Annotated in this window: 25 protein-coding genes; 17 read left to right on the plus strand and 8 right to left on the minus strand. The window is 62.6% G+C overall.

The genetic code is table 11. The features are described 5' to 3' along the window. The first annotated feature begins 38 nt into the window (after nt 1–38). Nucleotides 39–1,565 (plus strand): trimethylamine methyltransferase family protein, encoded by a 1,527-nt coding sequence (locus tag EI983_RS08920; RefSeq protein ID WP_157707018.1) that lies wholly within the window; start codon nt 39–41, stop codon nt 1,563–1,565. Nucleotides 1,566–1,588: 23 nt separating this feature from the next. Then, the gene (locus EI983_RS08925) at nt 1,589–2,455 is read left to right on the plus strand and encodes a methyltransferase domain-containing protein (protein WP_246162360.1); all 867 of its coding nucleotides are present in this window, start codon (nt 1,589–1,591) and stop codon (nt 2,453–2,455) included. 88 nt (nt 2,456–2,543) lie between these two features. Here the strand turns inward: EI983_RS08925 and EI983_RS08930 are convergent, their stop codons facing one another. Together EI983_RS08930 and EI983_RS08935 are read right to left on the minus strand one after the other, a co-directional pair. After that, nucleotides 2,544–3,527, minus strand: a complete 984-nt coding sequence (locus EI983_RS08930; protein WP_157707019.1) for a LysR family transcriptional regulator — start codon at nt 3,525–3,527, stop codon at nt 2,544–2,546. Between the two features lie 88 nt (nt 3,528–3,615). Then, nucleotides 3,616–6,150 carry a hybrid sensor histidine kinase/response regulator gene (locus EI983_RS08935; protein ID WP_157707020.1) on the minus strand — a complete coding sequence of 845 codons (2,535 nt, stop codon included), beginning with the start codon at nt 6,148–6,150 and terminating at the stop codon, nt 3,616–3,618. Nucleotides 6,151–6,343: 193 nt separating this feature from the next. Between EI983_RS08935 and EI983_RS08940 the strand changes: the two genes are divergently transcribed. Both EI983_RS08940 and EI983_RS08945 read left to right on the plus strand, forming a co-directional pair. Then, nucleotides 6,344–6,949, plus strand: a complete 606-nt coding sequence (locus EI983_RS08940; protein ID WP_157707021.1) for a response regulator — start codon at nt 6,344–6,346, stop codon at nt 6,947–6,949. A gap of 81 nt (nt 6,950–7,030) precedes the next feature. After that, on the plus strand, nt 7,031–9,064 hold the full coding sequence (locus tag EI983_RS08945) for a hypothetical protein (protein WP_157707022.1): 2,034 nt from the start codon (nt 7,031–7,033) through the stop codon (nt 9,062–9,064). 118 nt (nt 9,065–9,182) lie between these two features. On the opposite strand, the gene EI983_RS08950 is transcribed toward EI983_RS08945, so the two are convergent. The 3 genes from EI983_RS08950 to EI983_RS08960 are packed head-to-tail and all read right to left on the minus strand — an operon-like array spanning nt 9,183 to nt 11,528. Further along, the gene (locus EI983_RS08950; RefSeq protein WP_157707023.1) at nt 9,183–10,244 is read right to left on the minus strand and encodes a methyltetrahydrofolate cobalamin methyltransferase; all 1,062 of its coding nucleotides are present in this window, start codon (nt 10,242–10,244) and stop codon (nt 9,183–9,185) included. 13 nt (nt 10,245–10,257) lie between these two features. Next, a complete protein-coding gene (locus tag EI983_RS08955; protein ID WP_157707024.1) occupies nt 10,258–11,190 on the minus strand; it encodes a methylenetetrahydrofolate reductase in 933 nt (310 codons plus the stop codon). A 26-nt stretch (nt 11,191–11,216) separates the two neighbouring features. Beyond that, entirely contained in the window at nt 11,217–11,528 is a 312-nt protein-coding gene (locus EI983_RS08960; protein WP_157707025.1) for a virulence factor, read from the minus strand. A gap of 310 nt (nt 11,529–11,838) precedes the next feature. Here EI983_RS08960 and EI983_RS08965 point away from each other — a divergent pair, with 310 nt between their 5' ends. Both EI983_RS08965 and EI983_RS08970 read left to right on the plus strand, forming a co-directional pair. Next, the gene (locus tag EI983_RS08965) at nt 11,839–12,966 is read left to right on the plus strand and encodes a Ppx/GppA phosphatase family protein (RefSeq protein ID WP_157707026.1); all 1,128 of its coding nucleotides are present in this window, start codon (nt 11,839–11,841) and stop codon (nt 12,964–12,966) included. Between the two features lie 4 nt (nt 12,967–12,970). Further along, nucleotides 12,971–13,687: an RlmE family RNA methyltransferase gene (locus EI983_RS08970; RefSeq protein WP_157707027.1), complete on the plus strand. Its 717-nt coding sequence runs from the start codon at nt 12,971–12,973 to the stop codon at nt 13,685–13,687. 11 nt (nt 13,688–13,698) lie between these two features. Here EI983_RS08970 and EI983_RS08975 read toward each other — a convergent pair whose 3' ends face one another. Together EI983_RS08975 and EI983_RS08980 are read right to left on the minus strand one after the other, a co-directional pair. After that, a complete protein-coding gene (locus EI983_RS08975; protein WP_157707028.1) occupies nt 13,699–13,869 on the minus strand; it encodes a hypothetical protein in 171 nt (56 codons plus the stop codon). A 122-nt stretch (nt 13,870–13,991) separates the two neighbouring features. Further along, entirely contained in the window at nt 13,992–14,663 is a 672-nt protein-coding gene (locus tag EI983_RS08980; protein ID WP_157707029.1) for a PAS domain-containing protein, read from the minus strand. Nucleotides 14,664–14,871: 208 nt separating this feature from the next. On the opposite strand from EI983_RS08980, the gene EI983_RS08985 reads away from it, so the two are divergent. The 10 genes from EI983_RS08985 to phoB all read left to right on the plus strand — a co-directional run bounded on the left by EI983_RS08985 (nt 14,872) and on the right by phoB (nt 24,357). Next, a complete protein-coding gene (locus tag EI983_RS08985; protein ID WP_157707030.1) occupies nt 14,872–15,750 on the plus strand; it encodes a YicC/YloC family endoribonuclease in 879 nt (292 codons plus the stop codon). 56 nt (nt 15,751–15,806) lie between these two features. Further along, nucleotides 15,807–16,448, plus strand: a complete 642-nt coding sequence (gmk, locus tag EI983_RS08990) for a guanylate kinase (protein ID WP_157707031.1) — start codon at nt 15,807–15,809, stop codon at nt 16,446–16,448. Beyond that, nucleotides 16,445–16,972, plus strand: coding sequence for a gamma carbonic anhydrase family protein (locus tag EI983_RS08995; RefSeq protein WP_157709037.1), 528 nt, complete (start codon nt 16,445–16,447; stop codon nt 16,970–16,972). The genes gmk and EI983_RS08995 overlap by 4 nt, the downstream gene beginning before the upstream one ends. 4 nt (nt 16,973–16,976) lie before the next feature. Beyond that, the gene (locus EI983_RS09000; RefSeq protein ID WP_157707032.1) at nt 16,977–18,026 is read left to right on the plus strand and encodes a sensor histidine kinase; all 1,050 of its coding nucleotides are present in this window, start codon (nt 16,977–16,979) and stop codon (nt 18,024–18,026) included. 151 nt (nt 18,027–18,177) lie between these two features. Further along, entirely contained in the window at nt 18,178–19,233 is a 1,056-nt protein-coding gene (locus tag EI983_RS09005) for a substrate-binding domain-containing protein (RefSeq protein ID WP_157707033.1), read from the plus strand. Nucleotides 19,234–19,302: 69 nt separating this feature from the next. Then, complete coding sequence (gene pstC, locus EI983_RS09010; RefSeq protein ID WP_157707034.1) at nt 19,303–20,766, plus strand: phosphate ABC transporter permease subunit PstC; 1,464 nt, start codon at nt 19,303–19,305, stop codon at nt 20,764–20,766. Continuing rightward, the gene (gene pstA, locus EI983_RS09015; protein ID WP_157707035.1) at nt 20,763–22,109 is read left to right on the plus strand and encodes a phosphate ABC transporter permease PstA; all 1,347 of its coding nucleotides are present in this window, start codon (nt 20,763–20,765) and stop codon (nt 22,107–22,109) included. Before pstC ends, pstA begins: the two co-directional genes overlap by 4 nt. Before the next feature lie 22 nt (nt 22,110–22,131). Next, the gene (pstB, locus tag EI983_RS09020) at nt 22,132–22,929 is read left to right on the plus strand and encodes a phosphate ABC transporter ATP-binding protein PstB (RefSeq protein WP_157707036.1); all 798 of its coding nucleotides are present in this window, start codon (nt 22,132–22,134) and stop codon (nt 22,927–22,929) included. Nucleotides 22,930–22,939: 10 nt separating this feature from the next. Beyond that, nucleotides 22,940–23,662: a phosphate signaling complex protein PhoU gene (phoU, locus tag EI983_RS09025; RefSeq protein WP_157707037.1), complete on the plus strand. Its 723-nt coding sequence runs from the start codon at nt 22,940–22,942 to the stop codon at nt 23,660–23,662. A 5-nt stretch (nt 23,663–23,667) separates the two neighbouring features. Next, the gene (gene phoB / locus EI983_RS09030; RefSeq protein WP_157707038.1) at nt 23,668–24,357 is read left to right on the plus strand and encodes a phosphate regulon transcriptional regulator PhoB; all 690 of its coding nucleotides are present in this window, start codon (nt 23,668–23,670) and stop codon (nt 24,355–24,357) included. Between the two features lie 63 nt (nt 24,358–24,420). On the opposite strand, the gene EI983_RS09035 is transcribed toward phoB, so the two are convergent. Next, nucleotides 24,421–25,332 (minus strand): LysR substrate-binding domain-containing protein, encoded by a 912-nt coding sequence (locus EI983_RS09035; RefSeq protein WP_157707039.1) that lies wholly within the window; start codon nt 25,330–25,332, stop codon nt 24,421–24,423. Nucleotides 25,333–25,449: 117 nt separating this feature from the next. Here EI983_RS09035 and EI983_RS09040 point away from each other — a divergent pair, with 117 nt between their 5' ends. Then, on the plus strand, nt 25,450–26,673 hold the full coding sequence (locus EI983_RS09040) for an acyl-CoA dehydrogenase (protein ID WP_157707040.1): 1,224 nt from the start codon (nt 25,450–25,452) through the stop codon (nt 26,671–26,673). Nucleotides 26,674–26,899: the final 226 nt, after the last annotated feature.

Genomic DNA, 26,899 nt, shown 5'->3' on the forward strand with positions numbered 1-26,899 from the left:
CCGCCTTATTTGCCCAAGATCCATGTCGGGAGGCAATGATGAGTGCGCAAACAGACCCGCGCCCGCGCCGGTCGGGCCGCAAGGAGCGGCTTGCCAAACGTGCGGCACCGCCATCGGTGAACCCCGCGCCGCCGGGTCAGCGGGGTGGGCAATATCGCCCCATGAGCGAGGCAGATTGCGCCAAGATCTATGCGATGGCGTTGCGGCTGCTTGACAAGCTTGGCATGGGCGAGGTGCCGCAGCGCTTGTGGGATGTGCTGATACAGGCGGGCGCGCGGGACCTGGGCAACGGGCGCATCGGGCTGCCAAAGGCGCTGGTAGAGGCGAGCATTGCCACCGCGCCCAAGCAGTTCACCTTTCATGGCCGCGATCCGGCGCGGTCGATCGAGGTGGGCGGGGAGGCGGTGCATTTCGGCACCGGGGGGGCGGCTGTGCAGACGCTCGATCTGGATACCGGCCTTTACCGATCCTCGACGCTGTCGGACCTGCATGATTTCACCCGGCTTCAGGACACGCTGACCAATGTCAGCTGGTTCACGCGCTGTTGCATCGCCACGGATGTGCAAGAGCCGTTCGATCTGGATGTGAACACGGCATTCGCGCTTCTGAAAAACACCACCAAGCCTGTCGCCACGGCCTTCACGCTGCCCGAGCATGTGGCGCCACTGGTGGAGATGTTTGACATTGCCGCCGGGGGGCCGGGCGAGTTTGCCAGACGCCCCTTTGTGAAGGCGCATATCAGCCCGGTCATCTCGCCCATGCGGTTCGGCGAGGATGCGGTGGATGTGACCTTTGAGTGCCTGAAACACAATATCCCTGTGTCCTGCATTACCGCTGCACAGGCCGGAGCGACGGCCCCTGCGACGATGGCCGGGTTCCTGGCGCAATCGCTGGCCGAAACGCTGGCGAGCCTTGTGATGGTCAATGTGATCAAGCCGGGGCACCCGATGGTGTTTTCCAACTGGCCGCTGGTGATTGATCTGCGCACCGGGGCCTTCGCGGGCGGCGGAGGAGAGACGGTACTGCTCAACGCCGCCTCGGCGCAGCTTTCCAACTGGCTGGGCCTGCCGTCAGGGGTTGCCGCATCAATGGCGGATGCCAAGGCAATCGATGCGCAATATGGCGTGGAAAAAGGCATGACAAGCCTCGCCGCCGCTCTCGCGGGGGGCAATCTCATCTATGAAAGCTCGGGCATGACCGCGTCGCTTCTGGGGGCCAGTTTCGAAGCGTTCATTCTGGACGACGAAATGCACGGCCAGACCTATCGCGTGCTGCGCGGGGTCGAGGTGAGCGAGGAAAACATGGGCTTTGACGCGATTTGCGAGGCGGTGCTGGGGGAGGGGCATTTTCTGGGCGGGGCCCAGACCATGGCGGCGATGGAACGCGATTACGTCTATCCGGGGCTGGCGGACCGGGAGACCCCGAAAGCCTGGGCCGAGGGCGGCGCGCGCGAGGCCTGGGACAGGGCCAATGCCAAGGCCCGGGAGGTGCTGTCCGGACATCACCCCAATTACCTGACACCAGATCAGGAGGCGGCTATCCGGGCGCGTTTCGACATTCTCTGAGTCGCAGTCGACTCCGAAGCCGGATGCGCTCGCCACATGGCCCCGATTTGCCGCTTCAGGCATCAACTGGTAGGTTGCCCTTATTGTCGAACGGTTGGGGGGCCGGATTGATGCTTAAATTTGATAAGAAAACTACAGAGTTATTGGATAATGCCTATCAGGGCGCGGATATTACCCGAAGACGGCAAGCCTCGTTTCATGCGCTTGATCCACGCCCCGGTGAAACGATTGTCGATGTTGGATGCGGGAACGGACTTCTGACGGCCGAACTCGCGCGCGCGGTCGGGCCGGAGGGCTGCGTGATCGGGGTCGACCCGAGTGAGGATATGGTTGCGGCTGGCAAGGATCGCTGCCGCGACTATGAATGCGTGGAGTTCCGCAACGGGGTCGCGGATCATCTTCCCGTGGCCGATAGCAGTGCTGACAAGGCCGTCTCCGTCCAGGTCTTTGAATATATCGACGATATTCCCGCGGCTCTTTCAGATGTGATGCGGTGCCTGAAACCCGGAGGGCGGCTGGTTGTCGGCGACCTGCATTTTGGCAGCTTCATCTGGGCCAGCGACGATCCAAAGCGCATGGCGGAGATCAAGGCGTCATGGGACAAGCATTTTGTAAGCGGGACTGTGCCCGAGCAGCTTCCCAGCCTGCTCAGTTCCGAGGGGCATATCATCGAAGCGATCGTGCCGATTACCCTGGTTGATCACGTGTTGAAACCGGATGGCATCGCAATCATGATGATGCACCTGATGAAGCAATTCGCGATCGAGATGGAGCATGTGGAGCCCGAAGTCGCGCAGGCCTGGTTCGACGAACAACTCAGCCTGGCCGACGAGGGGCGTTTCTTTTTCTCGATAACGCATTTTGTCATTGTGGCCAGAAAGGTGGCCTGAGGCGGGCTCTGACAATCATAGTTGGTCGCCTGTGGATGTTGGCAGCGCGCCTGGCTGCGCTGTTCACTCGCCTCAGAGGATGCGAAGGTCATACAGAGGGCGGTTCTCTGGCGGGCAGCAGCGTGAACCCCGCCCGCAGCCAGGGCATGCGGGTGACGGTCGGGTCGATCACGCGGGTCTGGATCAACTGCCGCAGCGTGCTGTCCACGGTTTCGAGCGCGCCGGACGGATGGGCTTCGCGGGTGAAAACGGACATGGTCCGGGCAAAGCCCTTGGCAGGGAAGGGGAGCAATGTCACCTGCCGCTGAAACCGCGCGGCACGGGCATAATTGGTGGGCGTGGTGATGGCCCAGCCGGCCCCCGCCGCCACCATGCTCATCATCGTCTGATTGCTTTCGAACTCATACGCATTTGGCAGAGTGACCCGCAGGCGGCGCAACTGGGCCTCGATCCTCTGGCCGATGATCTGGTCGCGGCTGTAGCGCAGCAACGGCAGGCCTGTCTGCCCGGCCAGGCAGGTTTCGGCGCTGAACGCCTCGGTGGCAGGCAGCGCGAGGACGAACGGATCGCGCAAAAGCGGGGTTTCAGCCAGATCCTCCGCATCGAACTGGGGGCGCGCCGCGATCCCGATATCCACGTCCCCGCTCCGCACCAGCGCCAGAATCTCGTGGCTGGGCCGGGTGAGATGACGGAAGGCGCAGGCGGGCATGGACTGGCTCAGCACGCGGGCGAGGTCCGGCGCCACCTCGCTGTCGAAATCCTCGATCATGGCGAGTGACAGCCGCCGCATCTGGGTCATGTCCGCTGCCATCGCCTCGGCCTCGGCGCGGTGCAGAAGCTGCATCGCCTCGTCCACATAGCGCAGAACCACGGCACCGGTGGCGGTGACCCGCATTGGCCGACGGCTATGGTCGAAAAGCGGGGTGCCGAGCGCGCTTTCCAGCGTTTTGAGGTGGTGCGAGGCGGTGCTGAGCGACAACCCGGTTTCCGCGGCCGCCGCCTGCACAGAGCCATGCCGGGCAACCTGCTGAAAGACTTCGAGCCATTTCAGGCTAAGCTGGGATTTTCGCATGATCGGTCTCTGCGCTGCCGGTGTATCGGGGCGAGTCTAGGCGCAATCCGTCGGAACTCATATCCCAAAAAATCGAAAGTTCTGGCGCTCAGGCGGCCTTGCGCAGGCTGGTAAGCCGGTCCTGCGTGCTGTGCCAGAGCTGGGGCAGGTCTTTCAAAAGCGCATCTGCCTCTTGCGGGGCGCCGCCGCGCAGGCTGGCTTCGGCGGCGGAGAGATGCGCATGCAGCCGCCGTGCCCCGATGGTCGCTGCAAGGCCCGCAAGCTCATGCAGATGCGCGATCAGCTCGTCATCCGAGCGCGCGCTGACCCGGTCAAGCAAGGCTCGGCCCTGCGTGTCAAACCCGTCGAAAAGCGCGGTCAGCGCCTGCGGGCTGAGGCTGTTGTGGAGCTGTGCCAGAATCTGATCGTCAAGCCAGACAAGCTCGGGCGTTGCCTGCCGGACGGAATGCGGGCCAAGCGCCTGACTAAGCTCATCGCGCTGAAGCGGTTTGTGCAGCAGACCATCCAGACCCGCCTTGCGCACCTGCTCGGCACTGTCAGGGGTCACATGCGCCGTAAGCGCAAGGATACGCGCGGTGCTTGATGGGCCCTGACCGGCGCGGATACGCCGCGTGGCGGCCAACCCGTCAAGGACTGGCATGTTCACATCCATCAGGATCACATCGAACCTGTGTGTCTGCGTCTTATCCACCGCATCCTGGCCGTTGACAGCCTCGGTGACCTTATGGCCATCACGGCTGAGCAATTCGGAGATCACCTGACGATTGATGTCGTTGTCTTCGACGATCAGGATATCGAGTTGCTCGGGCAGAGGCGCGGCGTCGCGGGGCGCGGGGCTGGCGGATTGGTCCTGCACCGGGGGCAGGGGCAGGCGCACCCAGAACAGGCTGCCTTCACCGGGCTCGCTTTCGACGCCGATCTCACCGCCCAACAGCGACACAAGCGTGCGCACGATGCCCAGGCCAAGCCCCGCCCCATGCGCGTCATGGGCATCCGGGGCATCAAGCCGCACGAAATCCTCGAAGATCGCCGCCTGATCGGCTTCGGGGATGCCGATGCCGGTATCACTCACCTGAAACTCGACGATATCGCTCGGGCCTTTGTCATCCTCAAGGCGCACCGCGTCGATCCTGATTTCGCCCTGCCGGGTGAATTTCACCGCATTTGCCACCAGGTTGAGCAGAACCTGATGCACTCTGTTGCGGTCACCGATGACAACGCCCATTGGTTCGGGCGTCAGGCTGAGGTGCATTTTTGTGCCGGACTTCTGCGCTTCGGGGGCCTGGCTGCGATAAAGCGTGTCGAGCATCGTATCGAGGTCGAACTGTTCGGCGGTGACGCTGAGCGCGCCCTGTTCGGCCTGGGCCACGTCAAGCGCATCGTTGATCTGCTTGAGCAGAAGCTGCCCCGAGGAGCGCATGATGCGGGCGTATCCCGATTGCTCGTTGGACATGGGGGTGTCGTTCAGAAGTTCGAGCGCTCCGAGAATGCCAGTAAGAGGCGTGCGCATCTCATGGCTGACCATGCTGAGAAAGCGCGCCTTGGCCTGCTCGCCCGAGAGAGCCCGGTCACGGGCCGCCAATAGGGCGGCATGGTCGGCCATGCGCCGTGCGATGTTGCGAAGAAAACAGATCACCACTTCGTGCCCGCCGCGCAGAGCTTTGTCGGCCGAAAGTTCAACGGGAAACACCTCTCCCGAGGGGGTCTGGCCGACCACATTGGCGCAGAGGTTCGGGCCGTCCGCGCAGGAGGCCAGAAGCTTTTCACCGCTGACCGGATTAAATTCGCCGCCGGCGGACCGCCTCATCAGAATGTCCGAAATCTGGGGTGGTTCGTTCGGTTGTTTCCCGTCGAAGAACATCGCATTGGCCGCGCGATTGGTGTCGATGATACAGCCATCGCGACAGACCACCAGGATCGCATCCTGCGAGGTGTCGAGAATGGTCGAAAGGCGGCGCAGCACTTGCCGGTTTTCGATCGCGCGCTGTCGGTAGAGCCGGTAAAGCTGCCAGAGCAGAGCGGCCAGCGACATCAGCGCGATGAGCAGGATCAGGCTCAGCCCGGTCACCTGCAAGAGCTTGCTGGTAAGCTTCTGGCGCTCGCGTTCCTTGGCCCGCGCATCAGAGGCCACACCCGCGCGCACAAGCTCGCGGATCGGTTCTGACATGGTGCGCACCTGTTGGATCATCGTTTCGCGCGCAGCGGCAAGATCGTCATCCGAGGCGCTGAGCAGAGGCTCGACCTCATCGATGGCATTGCTGAGTGCTGTCAGAGCGTCCCGCGCCTTCGGGTCGCTGAGAACGGCATGATAGACCGGACCGACGGCAATGGTGCCTCGGCGGCTGTAGAGCGCATCAAAGCGGCGGTTGAGCAGCGCCACCGTTGCCGGATCGTCCGGGTCGAGCGTCTGAAGCGCCGAAAGAAGTTTCAGCTGTTCCACCTCAAGCTGCGCCAGCGACCAGGAAACGTTGTCGCGGCTTGCGGTGGCGTAGTCATCGAGCTTGAAGAACACCTGCGTGGCCAGAAAGGCCGTCGCCAAAAGACACACCAGCGCCAGCGAGCTGAAAAAGGTCAGCTGCGCGCGGCGTCGGGTCAGTCGGCGTGTAAACGAAGCGAGGCCCATGACTCTGGCAATCGGCTCTTTGAGGTCAAGTCGAACAATCGCAATGTCCTAGCCTGAAAAGGCCGCCCGGTCCAGCCCGGAGCTTGGGCGCATTTTGATGGAGTGTCAGAAGAATGCGGGATATAATTGAACTTGCGCCATCACCGACCGCTCCGGCGCGCAGAAAAGAGGGCTTTCAGGACTGACCTATCCCATGCAAACGCTTCTACTGGCAGACGACCATGACCTTGTTCGTGAGACATTGGCCGAGTATCTGCGACAGCAGGGCGGGTTCATCGTGATCTGTGCCCGGACCTTCGAAGAGGCGGTCGATCTCTATGCAAAGCACGATCATTTCGATCTGATCCTGCTCGATTATTCCATGCCCGGCATGGATGCGTTGACCGGATTGGAACGCATGCGGGAACTGGCGGACTGTCCGGTGGCGCTTTTGTCGGGCACCGCGCCACGCGAAATCGCCCGGCGGGCACTCAAACGCGGGGCGGCGGGGTTCCTGCCCAAGACGTTGGCCCCCGTCGACATGGTCGCCGCGGTGCATGCCATGCTGGCAGGCGAGGTTTATCTGCCGATCGACTTTCTTGCCGGACGGGGCGGAACGCCGATGATTGTCAGCCTGACACCGCGCGAAACGGATGTGCTGCAAGGGATCGTGGAAGGCAAGTCGAACAAGGAGATCGCCCGCGATCTCGACATTCAGGAGGTGACAGTCAAGCTCCACCTCAAGACCTTGTCGCGCAAGCTGGGGGCGCGCAACCGCACCCATGCGGCCATGCTGGCGCGGGATCAGGGGCTCTGCTGACGCTGGCCCTGTGCCGCCGCTCCGGACCGGCCGATTCCGGGTTTGACTTTCGCCGCGCCGCACCTGATGAAGTGCGTCAGGATGAGCGGATCACGGACATATCGGATTGAGGATTTCTTCGGCGCGCTGCTGCTGATCGCGGCTTTGTTCGCCCTTGGGCTTTTCAATTTCAAATCCGATGCGCCGCTGGTCGAAGCCGGGATCATCGCACAGGCCGACAGCATCGTAAGCAAAAGCGTGCATGGCATGCGGGTGAGCCTTGATGGTCGGCACATCACGGTGCAGGGCCTGGCCGACAGCGAGTCCGAGAAAGCCGAGATCCTTGATGCGCTGCGTGGGATCGAAGGGCGCGGCCGGGTGCGCGCCCGGGTGACGGTGCTGGAACCGATGATCCCGTTCCGGTTTGTCGCCAGTCTAGGCCAGGATGGCGCGATGCGGTTGGAGGGGGCAACGCCGACAGAGGCGTTTCGCGCCGCGCTGAGCGAGGATCATGGCGCGGCGGCCGAGGCTCTGACGCTGGCCTCTGGCGCACCAGACACGGATTGGGCGCAGGTGGCATCGCGTGGCTTGCGGGCGCTGGAGGATCTGGCATCCGGCCGTCTTGAACTGGAGGATCGGGCGCTGCGCCTGACCGGGAAGGCGCTTACACCGGAGGTGGCCGCGCGGGCGGAGCTTCTGCTGGCCGATCTGCCAGAAAGCTATACGCTCACCATCGGGATCGACGCGCTTGACGATGGCACTCCGGTGCGGCTCACGGCGACGCGATCGGGTGGCGAGACGCGCGACATCACCGGCAAGCTTCCGGCAGAGATGGCGGTATCGGGGCTTGCGGGCGAACTCACCGCGTCGCCCTTGCCTCTGCCGTTCGATGGCTGGGATATGGCGGTCACGCAGGGGCTGGCGGCGCTGGAGGCTTTGCATAACGGGCATCTGGCGATCATCGGGTCCAACCTGACGCTCACCGGTGAGGCATGGTCCGACGCGGCGCACGCGGCGGCGGAAAAGGCGCTGGCGGGCTTGCCGGCAGAGATGATGATCTCCACCCGGATCATGTTGGCCGATAGTGGCGCGCCGTTCGGATTGTCCCTGACGCAGGATGAGGGCACGGTCCGCGCCGAAGGCAAGGTGCCGCAAAGCCTGGCGCCGGCGGTGCTGGCGGCGCTGACGGGCCGACCCATTCATGCCGAGGCCCTGGAGGTGGCGCGCATTTCCCCTGGCGACGATTGGTGGCAGGCGGCAAGCCTTGGTGCCGAGGCCATCGGATGGATTGAAAGCGGTCAGATGACATTTGACGGAGAGGTGCTCCGGCTCGAAGGGCGGGTACAGGACCCGCCTGCGCTGCACCGTCTGGAGCAACGGCTTGAGGGCCTGCCCGGAACCGTGCAGCTCGATCTTCAGATTGCCCTGATCGACGATGGCAGCCCGATGCGGCTGGTTCTTGCCTATGACGGGTCAGGTGCGGTGTTGGACGGCAAGTTGCCCGAAGGCTGGCAGAGCAGTCAGGTGGCAGAGTGGCTGGGGGCGAAGGTGGCGGATGGCGATCTGGTGCATACGCCGAAACCCGGCCCGGCGCGCTGGCCAGAGGCGGCGGAAAGCGCCACGCGCACCTTGGCGCTCTTTGAACGCGGCCGGATGGCGTTGATCGGGACGCAGATCGCGTTTACGGGCGTGGTCCGCAACCCTGCGCGAGAACGCGAGGTGCTTGCCGCGCTGGACGCCCTGCCGGAAGGGTACCAGACGCGCACCGAAATCCGCTTTCAGGATGACGGGCGTCCGTTTGGTTTTGTGCTGCGCTTTGACGGAACGCGTGGAACACTCAGCGGCAAGGTGCCCTCCGATCTGGGCCCCGCGTCGCAATCCGCAATCCTGGGCGCGCCGATTGCGGCGGAAGGGCTGGACTTTGCCGGTGTCCCGGCTGATGCCGATTGGTGGAGCGCCGCGCGCGCCGGGGTGAAGGCATTGGCCGAGCTGCGCTCAGGAGAGCTGCAGCTTGACGCGTATCAGATGGTCCTGACCGGGCGAAGTGCGTCGGCCGGTGCCGAGGCCGCGATCCGTGCGCGGCTGGCCCCGTTTCAGGAGGGGTTCAAGATCACCATCGAGATCGTGGCGGAGTAAATCAGACGCATCCTTGGCCTGTGTCGGGCAAGTCCGAGGCCTTAAAAAAAGGGCAATCAGAAACGAAAAACCCCCGATGCGCAGGGCACCGGGGGCGTTTGTGTGACTGGTCCGAGGATCAGGCGCGGCGGCGGCGGCTGCCGACGCGGCCACCCCGGCCTCGGCCCTCTTCGCCAGGGGCTGCCGGCGGTTTGTTGAACTTGATCCAGTTGCCGCCATGCGGGTCGTTATTGGTCAGGAAATTGGCGGCCATGATGGCCTCCATTTCCTTGCCCGCGCGTGCCTTGGTGGAGCCGAGGCCAAAGAGCTGGCAGAAGGTTTCGTCATCCATATCGTCGGGGATCACGAGGCCAGCGGCGGCGGCGGCGGCTTTCTTGGCGTCGATCTCGGCCTGTTTCACGGGCAGGGCGATCGGGTTCATGATGGCCGACGTCATACCGGCCCCCATCGCCATGGGCAGGAACGCGTTGTTGATGCCGTGACGGTTGGGCAGACCGAACGAGATGTTCGACGCGCCACAGGTGGTGTTCACGCCCAGCTCTTCGCGCAGCTTGCGCACCAGGGTAAAGACCTGCTGACCGGCGGTTGCCATGGCGCCGATGGGCATGACCAGCGGGTCAACCACGATGTCATGGGCCGGGATGCCGAAATCCGCCGCACGTTCGACGATTTTCTTGGCCACGGCAAAGCGCACATCGGGGTCTTCGGAAATGCCGGTGTCGTCGTTGGAGATGGCCACGACCGGCACGTTGTACTTCTTGACCAGCGGCAGAACGAATTCCAGCCGATCCTCTTCGCCCGTGACCGAGTTCAGGAGCGGGCGACCTTCGCAAGCCTGAAGGCCGGCCTCAAGAGCCGCGGGCACCGAGCTGTCAATGCAGAGCGGCACATCCACGAGGCCCTGCACCAGCTCGACCATCTTGGTCATGAGCGGCGGTTCGGTCTCGTTTGGGTTCGGGTTGGAGTTATAGACAACGCCCGCGTTGATATCGAGCACGGTTGCCCCTGCGGCGACCTGAGCCACGGCATCCGATTCCACGGTCGAGAAATCGCCCGCTTCCAGCTCGGCGGCCAGTTTCTTGCGGCCGGTGGGGTTGATCCGCTCGCCAATGACGCAGAACGGCTCGTCAAAGCCGATCACGGCGGTCTTGGTTTTGCTTTCGACGATGGTGCGGGTCATGTCTTATCCTTGCTCAGTCTTGTTGGTTGGCAGGGACGCCCGAGGCGCCACCATGGTCAATTGCCCATTGGGCGTTGGTCTTGATCCCGCCCAGTGGGAAGAAGTGCACCTGCTCGATACCGAAATCAGGGTTCTCGGCCTTGTAGTCGGACAGCGCCTTGATGATCTCATCGGGCTCATAGGGCAGGAGCAGCTTGGAGACATCCATCGCGCGGCGCTGCAGCACCTTCAGCGACGGGCCGACACCGCAGGCAATGGCGAACTTGATCAGCGTCTGCAACTTGGCCGGGCCGGCAATGCCGATATGCACGGGCAGGTCGATGCCTTCGGCCTTCAGTGCGTTGGCCCAGTTGATCACCGGATGGGCGTCAAACGAGAACTGCGTGGCCAGCGCCATCTTGGCGTCGGAGGTCTCGGCGAATTTCTGCTTCCAGCGCAGCGCCTCTTCGACGTTGCGGGTGCCGCCATCGGGGTCGATGTCGCGGTTGCCTTCAGGGTGCCCGGCGACGTGCAGGCGCTTGAAGCCCGCCTTGCCGAACTCACCCGATTCCATGAGCTGCATGGAGCTGTCGAAATCGCCATGCGGCTTGGCCACACCGCCGGCCAGCAGCAGCGCCTGATCGACGCCTGCCTCACCCTGATAGCGGGCGATCCAGTCCGCGAGCGTGGCCTGATCCTTGATGATCCGTGCCGGGAAGTGCGGCATCACCGGATAGCCTTCATCGGCCAGGCGTTTTGCGGTGGCGACCATGTCCTCGATCGGCGTGCCTTCGATATGCGCGATGTAGACGCGGGTGCCCTTCGGGAGCAGGTCGCGGAAATTTTCCACCTTCTCCGCCGTGCGCGGCATCACCTCGATCGAATAGCCCTTGAGGAAGGCCTCGACATTGCCATTGACCGGCGCGTCTGCGGCGGTTTCTTTCTTGCGGAAGTTCAACAGACCCATAGCGGCCTCCCAAAAAGAGCGTTTGCTCATGACGAACCTGTACCGGCCCAACCATCATTGGCGATCAGGGCTTTGATACGCTCCTGGTCGTATTCTGCATCGAGACGGGCAGCCTCGGATTTGGCCACGTCATCGGCCTCACCGTCGATCTGATAAGGGGCGGCCTTGCGCCATTCAGCCAGGTAGTCATCGGTTTCGGCCGCACCCGTCTTCATGGCGGCGCGGTCGATGGCCTGCTCAAACCGTTCGGGCAGCTGCACCTTGGAGCCGCGACGGCCCTTGCCGACGATCACCTGCGCGGGAATATCGCGCCAATAGACCACTGTGACATCAACCATCGCTGATTCCTCTTTCTCGATGCGCCCTATCTATGGCAGCGCCGCCCGATTGCGACGTCGATTTTCGACTTAACGAACGCTCTGAGCGACAGACCTACCCCATAGGCGGGTCTGCTGGCCACAGTGCGGGTCTTGAAAGATTTACATAACGATAATGAGGATGAGCGTTCAGCGGTTCCGTACCGCACCCTGCGCATGCCGTGGCAGGGCGGGGGGCGTAGAAATCTTGCAGGCCCCCAGGAACAAACCGTTGCTTAACCGTCAGTGCGCGCTTATCTTGGGGGCAACTCGAAATGGAGGGCGTATTGCTATGGCGCCCAAGCGTCCCGATGGTGCGGGCGCGATCCCTGAAACGGTTGAGAGCCCCGCACTCAATCCCGCTGGCGCAGCGCCTCTTTATGCTGCGTTGGACCTGGGCACAAACAGTTGCCGGATGCTGATTGCCGAACCTCTCGGCAGTCAGTTCAGAGTCGTTGACAGTTTTTCGAAATCCGTACAGCTCGGCTCCGGTCTGGAGCATTCGGGGCGTCTGAGCCGCGGTTCGATCCATCGTACGATCCAGGCGCTGCGCGTCTGTCGGCAGAAACTGAAGCGGCACAAGGTCAAGAAGATGCGCCTTGTGGCCACCGAAGCCTGTCGTCGGGCCACCAACGGGGCCGAGTTCATGGCGCGTGTCCGGCGTGAAACCGGCCTGCATCTGGACATCATCGAACCGCAGGAAGAGGCGCAGTTGGCCGTGGTGTCCTGTGCTCCGCTGGTCGCGCCGACGACGGATCAGCTCCTCGTGGTGGATATCGGCGGCGGCTCGACCGAGCTGGTCTGGATTGACCTCACACGGGTCGAACCTCAATCCCGGGCGCAATCGATCATGCGGATGCATCGCGGGTTTCAGACCGGAGAAAGCGCCGAGAACGAAGCGAAGGTTGTGGACTGGATCTCGGTGCCGCTGGGGGTGGCCACGTTGCGTGACCAATTCAGCGATGTGGAGGATGATGCGGCCCGCTTTGCGCTGATGAGCTGGTATTTCGAAGAGAACCTTTCGGAATTCGCGCCGTATACGAACGAGCAGGCGCGGGAAGGGTTTCAGATTGTCGGCACCTCGGGAACGGTCACGACGGTGGCCGCCTCACATCTCGGGCTCAGGCGCTATGACCGCAACAAGGTGGACGGGTTGACAATGACCTCGGATCAGATCGACGCGGTGATCCGTACCTATCTCAGCCTCGGCCCCGCCGGGCGCAAGCGCGATCCGCGGATCGGGCAGGACCGGCAGGCGCTGATCATGTCCGGCTCGGCGATCCTGCAGGCGCTGCTGCGGTGCTGGCCCACGGACCGGCTTTCGGTTGCGGATCGTGGTCTGCGCGAGGGGATGCTGTATGCGCAGATGGCGGCCGATGGCGTGCTGACGCGTGAGCCGGAACAGACGGAGAGGGAGTGACGCCATGGCGAAAAAACCGACCGGCAAGAACACCTCAGGGCGCGGCCAGCGCGATCTGACAGTCAAGGTCAAGACCGCGCGCGGGCGCCGGAGTTCTTCGACACGCTGGCTTCAGCGTCAGTTGAACGACCCCTATGTGCAGCGCGCCAAGGCCGAAGGGTATCGCGGGCGTGCGGCCTACAAGATCATGGAGCTTGACGACAAGTTCCGTTTTCTCGTGCCGGGCGCACGGGTGGTGGATCTTGGCTGTGCGCCGGGGGGGTGGTTGCAGGTGGCCGTGCCGCGCGTCAACGCCTTGGGTGAAAAAACGGGCAAACGCATCGGGCGCCTGCTGGGCATCGATCTGCAAGAGGTGGAACCGATCGCGGGGGCCGAGATCCATCAGCTCGATTTCATGGAAGACGGGGCGGATGACAAGGTCAAGGAATGGCTTGGCGGTAAGGCGGATGTGGTCATGTCCGACATGGCCGCGGCCAGCTCGGGACACAAACAGACCGACCATTTGCGCATCATCGCGCTCTGCGAAGCGGCGGCCTATTTCGCTTTTGACGTTCTGGAAGAGGGCGGAACCTTCATTTCCAAGGTGCTGGCGGGCGGGGCCGAGGGCGAATTGCAGAAACTGCTCAAGCAGCGCTTTGAAAAGGTCGCCAATGTGAAGCCGCCTTCATCGAGATCGGACAGTTCCGAAAAATTCGTGGTGGCCACCGGGTTCCGGGGATAGGGCGCGCCCGCTCAGGGCCGGATCGATTGTTCGGCGCGGTCGCGCAGCGCTTGCAGGGTCGAAGGCGCGGGCACAGAGGCGCGGCGGGTGCCAGATTGCGATGCCAGGTTGCCCTGACGGATCAGCTCGAACAGGCGCTGGTGCTTGTCCGCGCGCGACATGCGCGAAATGGAACGGGCCATGGGGTACCTCACTCAGAAACGATCTGAGGGCACAATCACCTGTCAATCGGGCGCTTTTGGCCCGCATATCGTGCTGATTTGAGGCAATTCCGGGGCGATGGCCGGGCGTGATCCGAGGGGGCTTAGGTGTCGTCCCGCACCAGCCGCAGGTAAGGTCGTTCGCTCTCCAGAATAGGCGGGCCATGCTCGAAGGGTGCATTCGGATCGGCAAAACCCGGCTGGGATTTCGTTTCCGGTGCGGCGGCCACGGTGCTGTCGACCGGCTCTATACTGACCTTCACGATTTCAAAGCGCCGTGGTGTGCGTCCGATTCCGCCGCGACTGACCAGACACCCCAGCGCACGGGATACATCCCCCAGATCGCTGCGAAGAGGTAGCAGGATCAGGTTGGCCTGCATCTCGGGGCTGCCGGTGCAGCCTGGTGCGCTCAGATGCAGTGTGATCACCGCTGGGCGCTCAAAAAGCTCGATCAGCGCCTCGCTCAGCCGGTCGCGGTGATCCGGTGCGATGAACGCGCTGAGCGGCATGCCACGGACCTCCATCCCCATCAGATCGCTCAGATGCTGGCCCGCGATACGCAGCCGCGCAAGGCCCGGCGCGATCCGTTCGGCGATCAAGGCGTTTTCCAGCAGCTTTTCGATGCCGCGCGGGTCGATATCCGAGCGCCGGGGCACATCGCCGTCTTTGCGCATGCCTTGCCAGTAGCGCCGCATCGCGCCAATGTCCTTGCCCTGAATTCCTTTGGCTGACGCACCCAGTGCAACGACATCAGCCGGTCTGTTGTCCTCAGTCATTCTACTCACCCATGTAGAGAGCCCACACTGCCCCCTTGGCAACACTAGCCGATTTGCCGGGGCTTTTGTTAAAAATCAGCGTAATTGGTTAACCTTCCTTCGGATTGCCGTACGCTTGCTTTGTCTGCGCTTCGCGCTTTTCGTCAGGGGCGAAACACTTTAGGAGAAGGCAACAGCCGGAAGAAGGGGGCGACCTGTGATTTATTCCATGACCGGATTTGCGTCGGCACAGGGGGCGGGCCATGGGTTTGCCTGGAGTTGGGAATTGCGCTCGGTGAATGGCAAGGGCCTGGATATGCGGCTGCGTCTGCCGGAGTGGGTGGAGGGGCTCGAAGCGGCCATCCGCACCCGGCTTGGCAAGGCCCTCTCACGGGGCAATGTCAGCCTCGCGCTCAGGATGCAGGCCGAAGACAGTTCGGCGGGGCTCGGGCTCAATCAAGGTCAGCTTGCACAGGTGCTCTCTGCGATGGCCGACGTGGAAACGCAGGCGATGGATCTCGGGCTCACTCTGGCGCCCGCCAATGCGGCGGATATCCTGGCCCTGCGAGGCGTCATGGAACAGACGAGCACTCTGCCTGATACCGCGGCCCTGCGCGAACAGCTGCTGAGCGAGTTCGAAACCCTGCTTGCCGCCTTTCTTGAGATGCGCAGGGGGGAAGGGCAGGCGCTCAGCAATCTGCTCGACGCGCAGCTTGGCCAGATCGCCGAACTGACAGAGCAGGCAGCGGAGGTAGCTCAAGCCCGCGCACCGGAAGTGGCCGCTGCCCTGCGGGCGAACCTTGCCAAGGTCATGGAGGGCGCCGAAGGGGCCGATGAGGCACGTGTGGCGCAGGAACTGGCCTTGCTTGCCGTCAAGGCGGACGTCACCGAAGAGCTAGACCGGCTGCGCACGCATGTGACGGCCGCGCGCGATCTGCTCGCGGCGGGATCGCCCATCGGGCGCAAGCTCGACTTCCTGAGCCAGGAATTCAACCGTGAGGCCAACACGCTGTGCTCGAAGGCGCAGAATACCAGCCTCACGACCCTGGGGATCGAGCTGAAAAGCGTGATCGATCAGATGCGCGAACAGGTGCAGAATGTGGAGTGAGCGGCCAATGGCGGAACCTTCTGAAGATATGCGCAGAGCCGGAAAGGCAGGATGGCATGAGTGATCGCCGGGGGCTTCTGATCATCCTTTCATCGCCTTCGGGCGCGGGCAAATCGACGCTGACCCGGCGGCTCAGGGCATGGGACGAAACCCTGACCTTCTCGGTTTCGGCCACCACGCGCGCCCCGCGCGAGGGGGAAGTCGATGGCAAAGACTATCATTTCCTGAGCGAAGCGCAGTTCACCCAATATGTCGATGACGGGTTCATGCTGGAATATGCGCGGGTCTTCGGCAACTCCTATGGCACGCCGAAACTACCGGTGGAGATGGCCATTGAAGACGGGCGCGATGTGTTGTTCGACATTGACTGGCAGGGCGCGCAGCAGATCGCCAACTCGTCGCTTCAGAACCATGTGCTTTCGATATTTCTGTTGCCGCCATCCATTGCTGAACTGCGCCGACGACTGGAAAACCGCGGCCAGGACAGCGCGGAGGTGATTGCAAGCCGGATGCGGAAGAGCTGGGCCGAGATCAGCCACTGGGACAGTTACGATTTCGTGCTGATCAACGACGATCTGGATGCCACGGAGGCAAAGCTGAAAAGCATTGTGACCGCCGCCCGCCTGCGGCGTAGCCAGCAACCGGGTTTGACCGATCATGTGCGGGCCCTGCAGGCCGAATTCGAGGAGCTGAGCTGATGTTTTACGAACTGGACGGGCACCGCCCGGAGACACCGGCAGACGAGGATTTCTGGGTTGCGCCGGATGCCAATCTGATTGGCAAGGTGGTGCTGGAGAGTGCGACATCCGTCTGGTTCGGCACGACCTTGCGCGGGGATAACGAGGTGATCCGCATCGGGGCCGGGACCAATGTGCAGGAAAACTGTGTGATGCACACCGATATGGGGTTCCCGCTGACCATCGGCGCGGGCTGTACCATCGGACACAAGGCCATGCTGCATGGGTGTACGCTGGGCGATAACGTGCTGATCGGCATGGGCGCCACAGTGCTGAACGGAGCGGTGATCGGGGACAATTGCCTGATCGGCGCGGGCGCGCTGATCACCGAGGGCAAGGAGATCCCGGCCGGATCACTGGTCATGGGCAGCCCCGGGAAGGTGGTGCGGCAGCTGGATGATGCGGCCATCGACAAGCTCAGGCTAAGCGCGCTGCACTACCAGCAGAACATGCGCCGTTTCCGCGCCGGGCTTCAGGCGATCTGAACCGGTGGACGAGGCGCTGATCGCCAGCCTTCTCGCGGCCCTGCCGCTGCCGACGCTGCTGATCGGGGCGGATGAGCGGATCATCGGCGCCAATGCCAAGGCTGAACATCTTATGGGTCAGCCGCTGGAGGGGCGGCATTTCATCACGGTGCTGCGCCAGCCTCCACTGCTTGACACGATCGAGGCCTGCCTGCGCGAGAATACCCCGCGCGAGACCCGTTATCTGAGCAACGATGGCCCCCGCGATACCAGCTTTGTGGTCAGTTGCGCGCCGGTGGACATGGGGCCGGACCGGGGCGTGATGGTCAGTTTCGAGGACATGACACATCTGGAGGAAGCCGGTCAGATGCGCCGCGATTTCGTGGCCAATGTTAGCCATGAGCTGCGCACACCTCTGACGTCGCTGCTGGGCTTCATCGAAACCCTGCAAGGCCCGGCGCGTGATGACCCGGCTGCGGCTCAGAGGTTTCTGGGCATCATGCAGGGTGAGGCAGCGCGGATGGAGCGGCTGGTGCGCGATCTGCTGTCGCTCAGCCGGGTAGAGGCCGAGGAACGGGTGCGCCCGAACGCCCTGGTTGATCTGGTCGCGACGCTCCGCGCGGTGAGCCATGCCTTGCGCCCCCTCGCGGCCGAGGCGGGGGTGGATATCGCGCTCGATCTGCCCGAAACCCCGGTTCACGTGCCTGCGGATGCGGACCAGTTGGCGCAGGTGGTGTCGAACCTCGTGGAAAATGCCGTCAAGTATGGAGGTGCGGGCAAGCGGGTTGAGCTTGGCCTCGCCATTCATGACGAAGACCCTCACCTGCGTGGGCCCGCGGCGGTCATCACCGTGCGCGATCACGGCGCGGGTTTCGATCCGGTTCATGTGCCGCGCCTCACCGAACGGTTCTACCGGATCGACAATCACCGGTCGCGACAGATGGGCGGCACGGGGCTGGGGCTTGCCATCGTCAAACATATCGTCAACCGCCATCGCGGCCGGTTGAGGATCAGCAGCACACCGGGGCAGGGCAGTGAATTCAGGGTGATACTGCCACAGGAACGGCCGAGCTGAGCGCGGCAGTCGCACAGCACGCGGATTTGTGCGTGCGATGTCATGAAACCGTTACAAAAACTTTACAGAAACGTCGCTGACCACGCCTAGCAAGCGACTCAACCGGTCCCCATGAGGGGGGCTGGCTGAACCAAAGCAGGAGCGCTGCCCGATGTCATTCTTCAACACTTCAACCTCTGCCGCCGCCATTCTTGTGCTAAGCGCAACCGTCGCTGTTGCCCGCGATAATGTGCAGGTGGCAGGCTCGTCCACGGTCCTTCCCTATGCCTCGATCGTCGCCGAAGCCTTTGGCGAGAACTTCGACTTTCCGACACCTGTCGTCGAATCGGGCGGATCCTCGGCCGGGCTGAAGCGGTTTTGTGAAGGGGTCGGCGAAAACACCATCGACATCGCCAATGCCTCGCGCCAGATCCGCGAAAACGAGGTGAAGGTCTGTGCCGAAAACGGCGTGGCCGATATCATCGAGGTGCGCATCGGCTATGACGGGATCGTCTTCGCCAGCCAGAAGGCCGGCCCCGAGTTTACCGCCTTTGAACCGGCCGATCTGTTCAACGCGCTTTCACCCAAAGTGGTTGTCGACGGCGCCCTGGTGGATAACCCCTACAATAAATGGTCCGAGTTCAACGCGGACCTGCCGGATGTCGAGATCGCGGCTTTCATTCCCGGCACCAAGCACGGGACACGCGAAGTGTTCGAAGAAAAGGTGCTGGTCGAAGGCTGCAAGGCCACCGGCGCCTATGACCTTTTGGTCGCTTCCGCAGAGGGCGATGACGACAAGGCCAAGAAGAAAGCCGCCAAGAAGATGTGCTATGAGGTGCGCACCGATGGCAAGTCGGTGGATATCGACGGCGACTATACCGAGACCCTGGCGCGGATCGACTCGAACAAGGACGGTGTGGGCGTCTTCGGCCTGGCCTTCTATGAAAACAACACCGACACGCTGAAGGTTGCGACAATGAGCGGCGTGGCCCCCTCGACCGAGACCATCGCCAGCGGCGAGTATCCGGTCAGCCGCCCGCTGTTTTTCTACATCAAGAAGGCGCATATCGGCGTGATCCCGGGGCTGAAGGAATTCGCTGAATTCTTCGTCGCTGACGAGATCGCCGGACCTGATGGCCCGCTGGCCGAATACGGTCTCGTATCCGATCCGGAGCTTGCCGATACCCAAGCCGCCGTGGCTGACGAAAAAACCCTGAGTGGAATGTAAACCCAGCCTTCCGGGGCGGCCCAGATCCGGCCGCCCCGACCTTGCTGCCCCTGAGTAAACGAGGCGTTCATGCCGCTTTCCTGGCTCCTGATTATCGTGGCGGGTCTTGCCCTTGCCGGAAGCATTGCGGGACGGGCGCGGGCGCTCGCCTCGGCGGGCGGGGACATCCGTGCGCTGCATTCGCTGCCGCGCTATTACGCCGCCAATGTCGGGCTGACAGCATTGCTGCCCGCGGTGGGCCTTCTGGCGCTATGGCTTCTGGTGCAGCCTTTCATCATCAATGCCAATGTCGCGGCCACGCTGCCTGCCGAGGCGGTGGGCGAAGATACGACGCTGGACCTCGTGATGAGCGATGTGCGCCGGGTTGCGGACGGGCTGAACGCGGCCGTCGCGCAGGGTGTGCTGAGCCCAACGGATGCGGCGACGCTTGACGCGCAAGAGGTCGATTTGCGGCAAGTGCTGGCCGGGGCTGGTGTGGCGCTTGGCGCAGAGGTGCGGCCCGAGGTTCTGGCCGCCGCGCAGAGCGTCCGTGCCCAGAGCGCCACAGGCTATCGCTGGATGAGCGTGGCGGTGCTTCTGACGGCGGTTCTGGGCCTCGCGCTCAGCTATCTGCGGACAGATCGCACCTTTCGCGCCCGCAATGTGGTGGAAAGCGGTGTGCGGCTGCTACTGCTGGGTGCGGCGTGCCTGGCGATCCTGACCACGCTGGGGATCGTGCTGTCGCTCGTGTTCAACACGATCGAGTTTTTCCGGCTGTACCCCGCGAAAGATTTCTTTTTCGGCACCGTCTGGTCGCCCAGCTTTGGCGGCGGCTCGGAACTTGGGGTGCTGCCGCTTCTGTGGGGGACGTTCTATATCTCGCTCATCGCATTGGCTGTGGCGGTGCCGATCGGGCTTTTTGCCGCGATTTACCTGTCGGAATATGCCTCGCCCCGGCTGCGGGCCTTTGCCAAGCCGCTGATCGAGATGCTGGCAGGCATCCCCACCATCGTTTACGGCCTGTTTGCATTGCTCACCGTCGGCCCGCTCCTGGTCAGCGTCTTTGGTGACGGGGGCCTGGGCTGGATGCAGGCGGGAACAGCGGTGATGACCGCGGGGCTTGTGATGGGCATCATGCTGATCCCCTTCGTAAGCTCGCTCAGTGACGATATCATCAACGCCGTGCCACAGGCGATGCGCGACGGCTCTTATGGGCTTGGCGCGACCCAGTCCGAAACCATCCGCCAGGTGATTTTGCCCGCCGCGCTGCCGGGCATTGTCGGGGCGATCCTGCTGGCCGCCTCGCGCGCCATCGGCGAAACGATGATCGTCGTGCTCGGGGCAGGGGCCGCGGCGCGTCTGGACCTTAACCCGTTCGAGGCCATGACCACCGTCACCGCCAAGATCGTGAGCCAGCTGACAGGCGATGCCGATTTCGCCAGCCCCGAGGCGCTGGTGGCCTTTGCGCTTGGGATGACATTGTTTGTCATCACGCTGGGGCTGAATGTGCTGGCCCTCTACATCGTGCGCAAATACCGGGAGCAATATGAATGACCGATGCCACCGCCACAACTGCGCCGCGCAAGGGCTCGCTTCTGGTGCAGGACGCGCGCACGGCCCGCCGCAATCGCGCCGAGGCGCGGTTTCGCGCCTATGGACTGAGCGCGATCCTTGTCGGGCTGGCCTTTCTTGTCGTGCTGCTTGTCACCATCGTCAGCAATGGTACCGGCGCGTTCCAGCAAAGCGTTATCAACGTGCCGGTCTATCTGGATCCGGCCAAGCTCGACAAGGACGGCACGGGCGATATCGAGCAGATCAAGAAAGTGTCCACCTTCGGCTATGCGCCGCTGATTCAGCAGGGGCTGCTGAACGCGGTTGAGGCGCAGGGTATCGAGACCTCCCTAGCCAAAGCCAAGGACATGAAGAACCTGATCTCCGCCTCGGCCCCGGCGCAGGTGCGCGACTTCGTCCTCGAAAACCCGGAACGCATTGGTGAGACGGTGGAGTTTCAGGTGCTGGCGGCGTCCCGTGTGGATGGCTATCTCAAGGGTCGTGTGACACGCGACGCGGTGGCGGATGACAAGAATATCTCGGTCGAGCACCTCGATCTGACCGATGCTCTGTTTGAGGCGGGGATCGTGTCGAAAGGGTTCAACCTGGCCTTCATCACAGGCGCCGACGCATCCGAAAGCCGCCCCGAGCAGGCCGGTATGGGCGTGGCGATGCTGGGTTCGTTCTTCATGATGCTGGTGGTGCTGATCCTGAGCCTGCCCATCGGCGTGGCGGCCTCGATCTATCTTGAGGAATTTGCACCGAAAAACCGGTTCACGGATCTGATCGAGGTGAACATCTCAAACCTCGCCGCGGTGCCGTCCATCGTCTTCGGGATCCTCGGGCTTGCGGTTTTCATCCAGTTCGCGCATCTGCCGCAATCGGCCCCTCTGGTGGGTGGTCTGGTGCTGACCCTGATGACCCTGCCGACGATCATCATCTCAACCCGGGCCTCGCTGAAATCCGTACCGCCGTCGATTCGCGATGCAGCGCTTGGCGTGGGGGCCTCGAAGATGCAGACGGTCTTTCATCACGTTCTGCCGCTCGCCATGCCGGGTATTCTGACAGGCACGATCATCGGCCTTGCGCAGGCTTTGGGTGAAACCGCGCCGCTGCTGCTTATCGGGATGGTCGGCTATATCGCGACGAACGTTCCCGACGGGATCGCCTCGGGTCTGCTGGATCCGAATTCCGCGATGCCCGCACAGATCTATGAATGGGCCAAGCGGGCCGATCCGGCCTATTATGAGCGTGCCTGGGGCGGGATCATCATCCTGCTGGCTTTCCTGCTGACCATGAACATTATCGCCATCCTGCTGCGCCGTCGTTTCGAGCGCCGCTGGTAAGCCTCACAAGGACACGATACCCATGTTTGACAATCCCACCGCGGAGAGTGCTTTGACCCGGACCGATATCAAGTTTTCCGCCCGCAACGTGCAGGTCTTTTACGGCGACAACCATGCCATAAAGGATGTGGATGTTGACCTGCAGGACAAGACGGTGACCGCCTTTATCGGCCCCTCGGGCTGTGGCAAATCCACCTTCCTGCGCTGCCTCAACCGGATGAATGACACGATTGATATCTGCCGGGTGAAGGGCGATATCCGCCTCGATGGCGAAGACATCTATGACCGCAAGGTTGACCCTGTGCAGTTGCGTGCCAAGGTCGGTATGGTGTTTCAGAAACCCAATCCGTTTCCGAAATCGATCTATGACAATGTCGCTTATGGCCCGCGCATTCATGGCCTGGCCAAGACCAAGGCCGAGCTCGATGAGATCGTGGAAAAATCCCTGCGCCGCGCCGCCCTCTGGAACGAGGCCAAGGATCGCCTGAACGCGCCCGGAACAGGGCTTTCGGGCGGGCAGCAGCAGCGGCTGTGCATCGCGCGGGCCGTGGCCACGGCACCGGAAGTGCTGTTGATGGATGAGCCGTGCTCGGCGCTGGATCCCATCGCAACGGCTCAGGTCGAGGAACTGATCGACGAGTTGCGACAGAATTATTCGGTGGTGATCGTGACCCATTCGATGCAGCAGGCCGCCCGGGTCAGCCAGAAAACTGCGTTCTTCCATCTGGGTCATCTGGTGGAGTTCGGTGAAACCGGGCAGATATTCACCAATCCGTCGGACGAGCGCACCGAGAGCTACATCACCGGCCGGATCGGGTAGGGGTATTCAGATGAACGAAACACATATCGCATCGGCCTTCGACCGCGATCTTGAAGCGATCCAGGCGCAGATCATGAAGATGGGCGGGATGGTCGAACATGCAATCGCCCAGGCCGCGCAATCGCTGGAAACCCGCGACGAGGAACTGGCCGAGCAGGTCCGCGACCGCGACCGCGCCATCGATGACCTCGAAGAGCAGGTCAATGAGGCCACCGCCCGGCTGATCGCGCTGAGGGCCCCAACGGCGGTCGACCTGCGCCTGGCGCTGAGCGTGCTCAAGATCAGCTCCAACCTCGAGCGGATCGGCGACTATGCCAAGAACATGGCCAAGCGAACCACCGTGCTGGCACAGATGCCTGCCATCGAAGGGGCGCCCGCCGCCCTGCGCCGCATGGCGCGCGAGGTGGAGCGGATGCTCAAGGACGCGCTGGATGCCTATATTCGGCGTGACGCAGAACTTGCGCAAACCGTGTTGCTGAACGATCATGATGTGGACCAGATGTATAACGCCCTGTTCCGCGAGTTCCTGACCTTCATGATGGAGGATCCGCGCAACATCACCGCCTGCATGCATCTGCACTTCATCGCCAAGAATACCGAACGCATGGGGGACCATGTGACCAACATCGCCGAACAGGTGATTTATCTCGTGACCGGCGAACTGCCTGAAGCCACTCGTCCCAAGGTCGACAATGTTGCGCAGAGCGGCGGCTTCGGGCTGGAGGTGGAGTAAGGGCGATGGCGGCTGAACGACCCTGCGTTCTGATTGTCGAGGACGAGCCGGCGCAGCGCGAAGTTCTGAGCTATAACCTCGCTGCCGAAGGCTATGACGTGGCCTATGCGGAAAATGGCGAAGACGCCCTTTTGCAGGTCAGGGAAAGCTGCCCGGACCTTATCGTGCTGGACTGGATGCTGCCCAATGTGTCGGGCATCGAGGTGTGTCGGCAGCTCAAATCCCGTGCCGACACCCGGCCGATCCCGGTGATCATGCTGTCGGCCCGCTCCGAAGAGGTGGACCGGGTGCGCGGGCTGGAGACAGGTGCTGACGATTATGTGGTCAAACCCTATTCCGTGGCCGAACTGATGGCGCGGATACGCACACAGCTGCGCCGGACGCGTCCCGCGTCGGTGGGTCAGACGCTGGAATTTGACGATATCGTGCTCGATGCCGAGACCCATCGGGTGACACGCGCGGGCAAACAGGTGAAGCTTGGCCCGACGGAGTTCCGCCTGCTGGCCACCTTCATGGAAAAGCCGGGAAGGGTCTTTAGCCGGGATCAGTTGCTCGACCGGGTCTGGGGCCGGGATATCTATGTGGATACGCGGACGGTCGATGTGCATATAGGCCGGTTGCGCAAGGCGCTCAGCGCTTCAGGCGGGAGCGATCCGCTTCGTACGGTGCGTGGCACAGGCTACGCTCTGGGCTGAGCGGCTCATCCGCCCTGTCAGGCGGCCTCGCGAACCGGGGGTGCATGACCCGGCGGCGGCGGATCAGCGGGGCAGGGGGTCATCCTCGGCCTCGGCCTGTCCGGCCAGCCAGCGGCGGAAGGTCATCAGCGCCGCATCGCCCCGTTTTTCCACTGGCCAGACCAGATAATAGGCGCCAGGGCTTTCCACGGGGCCGCCCCAGGCCGCGCTGAGCCGCCCGCTCGCCAGATCCGCCTGGACCAGATATTCGGGCGCCAGCGCAACGCCAAGCCCGTGCAGCGCCGCTTGCAGCAAGGTCGAAAACTGGTCATGCACCGTCCCGGTCACATGGGCACCATCCACGCCATATTGTGCAAACCAGGCTGCCCAGGCTTCGGGCCGGGTTGCGATATGCATCAAGGGCAGGCTCAGCAGATCTTCGGGGCGCGCCGGAAGGCGGCCCGCCAGGAGTTCGGGAGTGCAGACGGGCAGTACGGAATCGGATTTCAACCTCAGATGCTCCAGGCCCGGCCAGGGAGGACGGCCAAAATAGATTGCTGCATCAAAGGGTTCCGTCGCAAAGTTAAACGGCTCCAGGCGTGAGGTGAAATTGACCGTGACATCTGGATGCGCCTGAGAAAACTCTGCGAGTCGCGGCACCAGCCAGCGCATCCCGAAGGTCGGCAGAATGGCGAGATTGACCGTCCCGCCCGCCGGATTGAGGCTGAGCTTCATGGAGGCCTGCGCGATCTGCCCCAGCGCCCGGCGCACATCCGCCGCGTAATTCTGCGCGGCACTTGTCAGGACAATCCGACGGTTCCGACGAATGAACAGGCTCTGATCAAGCTGTTCTTCCAACCCCTTGAGCTGTCGACTGACAGCACTTTGGGTCTGGTTCAGCTCATCAGCGACCGCGGTTGCGCTGCCCAGCCGGTCCAGAGCTTCCAATGCGCGTAACGCAGAAATCGAAGGCAGATAGCGGCGGGGCAGGGACATGGTTGCGGAAATCTCATGAATACTTGCGAAAAACGTGCTGTTTTCGCATGCTTCTATGGGGTATGTACCCGTAAAAGGCAAATTCTTTTGCGCAAACCGCATGGAAAGGACGCATTCATGACACTCGACGCCCCCGTTCTCAAAGCCAAAGATGCCCCCGATCTCGGTCAGTTCGACTGGGCCGATCCGCTGCGCCTGAGTGATCAGCTTGCCGAAGACGAGCGCATGATCGCCGACAGCGCCCGTGCATACGCTCAGGAAAAACTGCAACCGCGCGTCACCAAAGCCTATGCCAATGAAGAAACCGATCCCGAGATTTTCCGCGAAATGGGCGAGATGGGGCTTCTGGGCACGACGATCCCCGAAGAATACGGCGGGTTGGGCGCGGGCTATGTAAGCTACGGTTTGGTCGCGCGCGAGGTGGAGCGGGTGGACTCGGGGTATCGGTCGATGATGTCCGTGCAGAGCTCTCTCGTGATGTATCCGATCTATGCCTATGGCACCGAGGCGCAGCGGCAGAAATACCTGCCCAGACTGGCTTCGGGCGAGTGGATCGGCTGTTTTGGCCTGACCGAGCCGGATGCGGGCAGCGACCCGGCCGGGATGAAAACCCGCGCCGAGAAGATTGACGGCGGTTATCGCCTGACGGGATCCAAGATGTGGATCTCCAACAGCCCGATTGCCGATGTCTTCGTGGTCTGGGCGAAATCCGAAGCGCATGACGGCAAGATCAAGGGTTTCGTGCTGGAAAAGGGCATGAAGGGCCTTTCTGCGCCCAAGATCGAGAACAAGCTGAGCCTGCGCGCCTCCATCACCGGCGAGATCGTGCTGAACGGAGTCGAAGTGACCGAAGACGCATTATTGCCGAATGTTCAGGGGCTGAAAGGGCCGTTCGGATGCCTCAACCGGGCCCGCTATGGTATCGCCTGGGGGGTCATGGGCGCCGCCGAGTATTGCTGGCATGCGGCGCGGCAATACGGGCTTGACCGGCACCAGTTCAAACGGCCTCTGGCGCAGACGCAGCTCTTCCAGAAGAAGCTCGCCGATATGCAGACCGAGATCACCCTGGGCCTGCAAGCCTGCCTTCAGGTCGGCCGTCTGATGGATGCTGCCAACGCAGCGCCCGAGATGATCAGCCTGATCAAGCGCAACAACTGCGGCAAGGCGCTCGATATTGCGCGTCATGCACGGGACATGCACGGTGGCAACGGGATCTCGGGTGAGTTCCAGGTGATCCGTCACATGATGAACCTTGAGACGGTCAACACCTATGAAGGCACGCATGACGTTCATGCGCTGATCCTCGGCCGTGCGCAAACCGGGCTTCAGGCGTTTTTCTGAGGTAGAGCAGGGGTTTCGCCTGCGCTCTTGAAGTTGTTTTCAGGCGGTGTGACAGCGCGTAATTCTGCAACGGCCCGCTGAGACGGGCCGTTACTCTCGTGATGTATCCTGGCGGCCTGATCGGCCACGATTGTGTACGCTGGGGGTTGGAACGCTTTTCATGGTAAAAAGCGTATTTGACAGCTTGGATTTGCGCGTGCTCAAATCGCAGCACTATAATGCGCAT

It is taken from the genome of Roseovarius faecimaris, from assembly GCF_009762325.1.
In the GTDB taxonomy this organism is placed as follows: Bacteria; Pseudomonadota; Alphaproteobacteria; order Rhodobacterales; family Rhodobacteraceae; genus Roseovarius; species Roseovarius faecimaris.

What these genes read in the sequence shown, in the direction of transcription:
- EI983_RS08935 (WP_157707020.1), bottom strand. Translation starts at nt 6,150, where the DNA reads ATGGGCCTCGCTTCGTTTACACGCCGACTGACCCGACGCCGCGCGCAG.
- EI983_RS08960 (WP_157707025.1), bottom strand. Translation starts at nt 11,528, where the DNA reads ATGGTTGATGTCACAGTGGTCTATTGGCGCGATATTCCCGCGCAGGTG.
- EI983_RS08930 (WP_157707019.1), bottom strand. Translation starts at nt 3,527, where the DNA reads ATGCGAAAATCCCAGCTTAGCCTGAAATGGCTCGAAGTCTTTCAGCAG.
- pstB (WP_157707036.1), top strand. Translation starts at nt 22,132, where the DNA reads ATGTTTGACAATCCCACCGCGGAGAGTGCTTTGACCCGGACCGATATC.
- EI983_RS08925 (WP_246162360.1), top strand. Translation starts at nt 1,589, where the DNA reads ATGCGCTCGCCACATGGCCCCGATTTGCCGCTTCAGGCATCAACTGGT.
- phoB (WP_157707038.1), top strand. Translation starts at nt 23,668, where the DNA reads ATGGCGGCTGAACGACCCTGCGTTCTGATTGTCGAGGACGAGCCGGCG.
- EI983_RS08975 (WP_157707028.1), bottom strand. Translation starts at nt 13,869, where the DNA reads ATGGCCCGTTCCATTTCGCGCATGTCGCGCGCGGACAAGCACCAGCGC.
- EI983_RS08955 (WP_157707024.1), bottom strand. Translation starts at nt 11,190, where the DNA reads ATGGGTCTGTTGAACTTCCGCAAGAAAGAAACCGCCGCAGACGCGCCG.
- EI983_RS08940 (WP_157707021.1), top strand. Translation starts at nt 6,344, where the DNA reads ATGCAAACGCTTCTACTGGCAGACGACCATGACCTTGTTCGTGAGACA.
- EI983_RS08950 (WP_157707023.1), bottom strand. Translation starts at nt 10,244, where the DNA reads ATGACCCGCACCATCGTCGAAAGCAAAACCAAGACCGCCGTGATCGGC.
- EI983_RS09040 (WP_157707040.1), top strand. Translation starts at nt 25,450, where the DNA reads ATGACACTCGACGCCCCCGTTCTCAAAGCCAAAGATGCCCCCGATCTC.
- pstC (WP_157707034.1), top strand. Translation starts at nt 19,303, where the DNA reads ATGCCGCTTTCCTGGCTCCTGATTATCGTGGCGGGTCTTGCCCTTGCC.
- EI983_RS08980 (WP_157707029.1), bottom strand. Translation starts at nt 14,663, where the DNA reads ATGACTGAGGACAACAGACCGGCTGATGTCGTTGCACTGGGTGCGTCA.
- EI983_RS08970 (WP_157707027.1), top strand. Translation starts at nt 12,971, where the DNA reads ATGGCGAAAAAACCGACCGGCAAGAACACCTCAGGGCGCGGCCAGCGC.
- EI983_RS08985 (WP_157707030.1), top strand. Translation starts at nt 14,872, where the DNA reads ATGACCGGATTTGCGTCGGCACAGGGGGCGGGCCATGGGTTTGCCTGG.
- EI983_RS09005 (WP_157707033.1), top strand. Translation starts at nt 18,178, where the DNA reads ATGTCATTCTTCAACACTTCAACCTCTGCCGCCGCCATTCTTGTGCTA.
- pstA (WP_157707035.1), top strand. Translation starts at nt 20,763, where the DNA reads ATGACCGATGCCACCGCCACAACTGCGCCGCGCAAGGGCTCGCTTCTG.
- phoU (WP_157707037.1), top strand. Translation starts at nt 22,940, where the DNA reads ATGAACGAAACACATATCGCATCGGCCTTCGACCGCGATCTTGAAGCG.
- EI983_RS08920 (WP_157707018.1), top strand. Translation starts at nt 39, where the DNA reads ATGAGTGCGCAAACAGACCCGCGCCCGCGCCGGTCGGGCCGCAAGGAG.
- EI983_RS08965 (WP_157707026.1), top strand. Translation starts at nt 11,839, where the DNA reads ATGGCGCCCAAGCGTCCCGATGGTGCGGGCGCGATCCCTGAAACGGTT.
- EI983_RS08945 (WP_157707022.1), top strand. Translation starts at nt 7,031, where the DNA reads ATGAGCGGATCACGGACATATCGGATTGAGGATTTCTTCGGCGCGCTG.
- EI983_RS09035 (WP_157707039.1), bottom strand. Translation starts at nt 25,332, where the DNA reads ATGTCCCTGCCCCGCCGCTATCTGCCTTCGATTTCTGCGTTACGCGCA.
- gmk (WP_157707031.1), top strand. Translation starts at nt 15,807, where the DNA reads ATGAGTGATCGCCGGGGGCTTCTGATCATCCTTTCATCGCCTTCGGGC.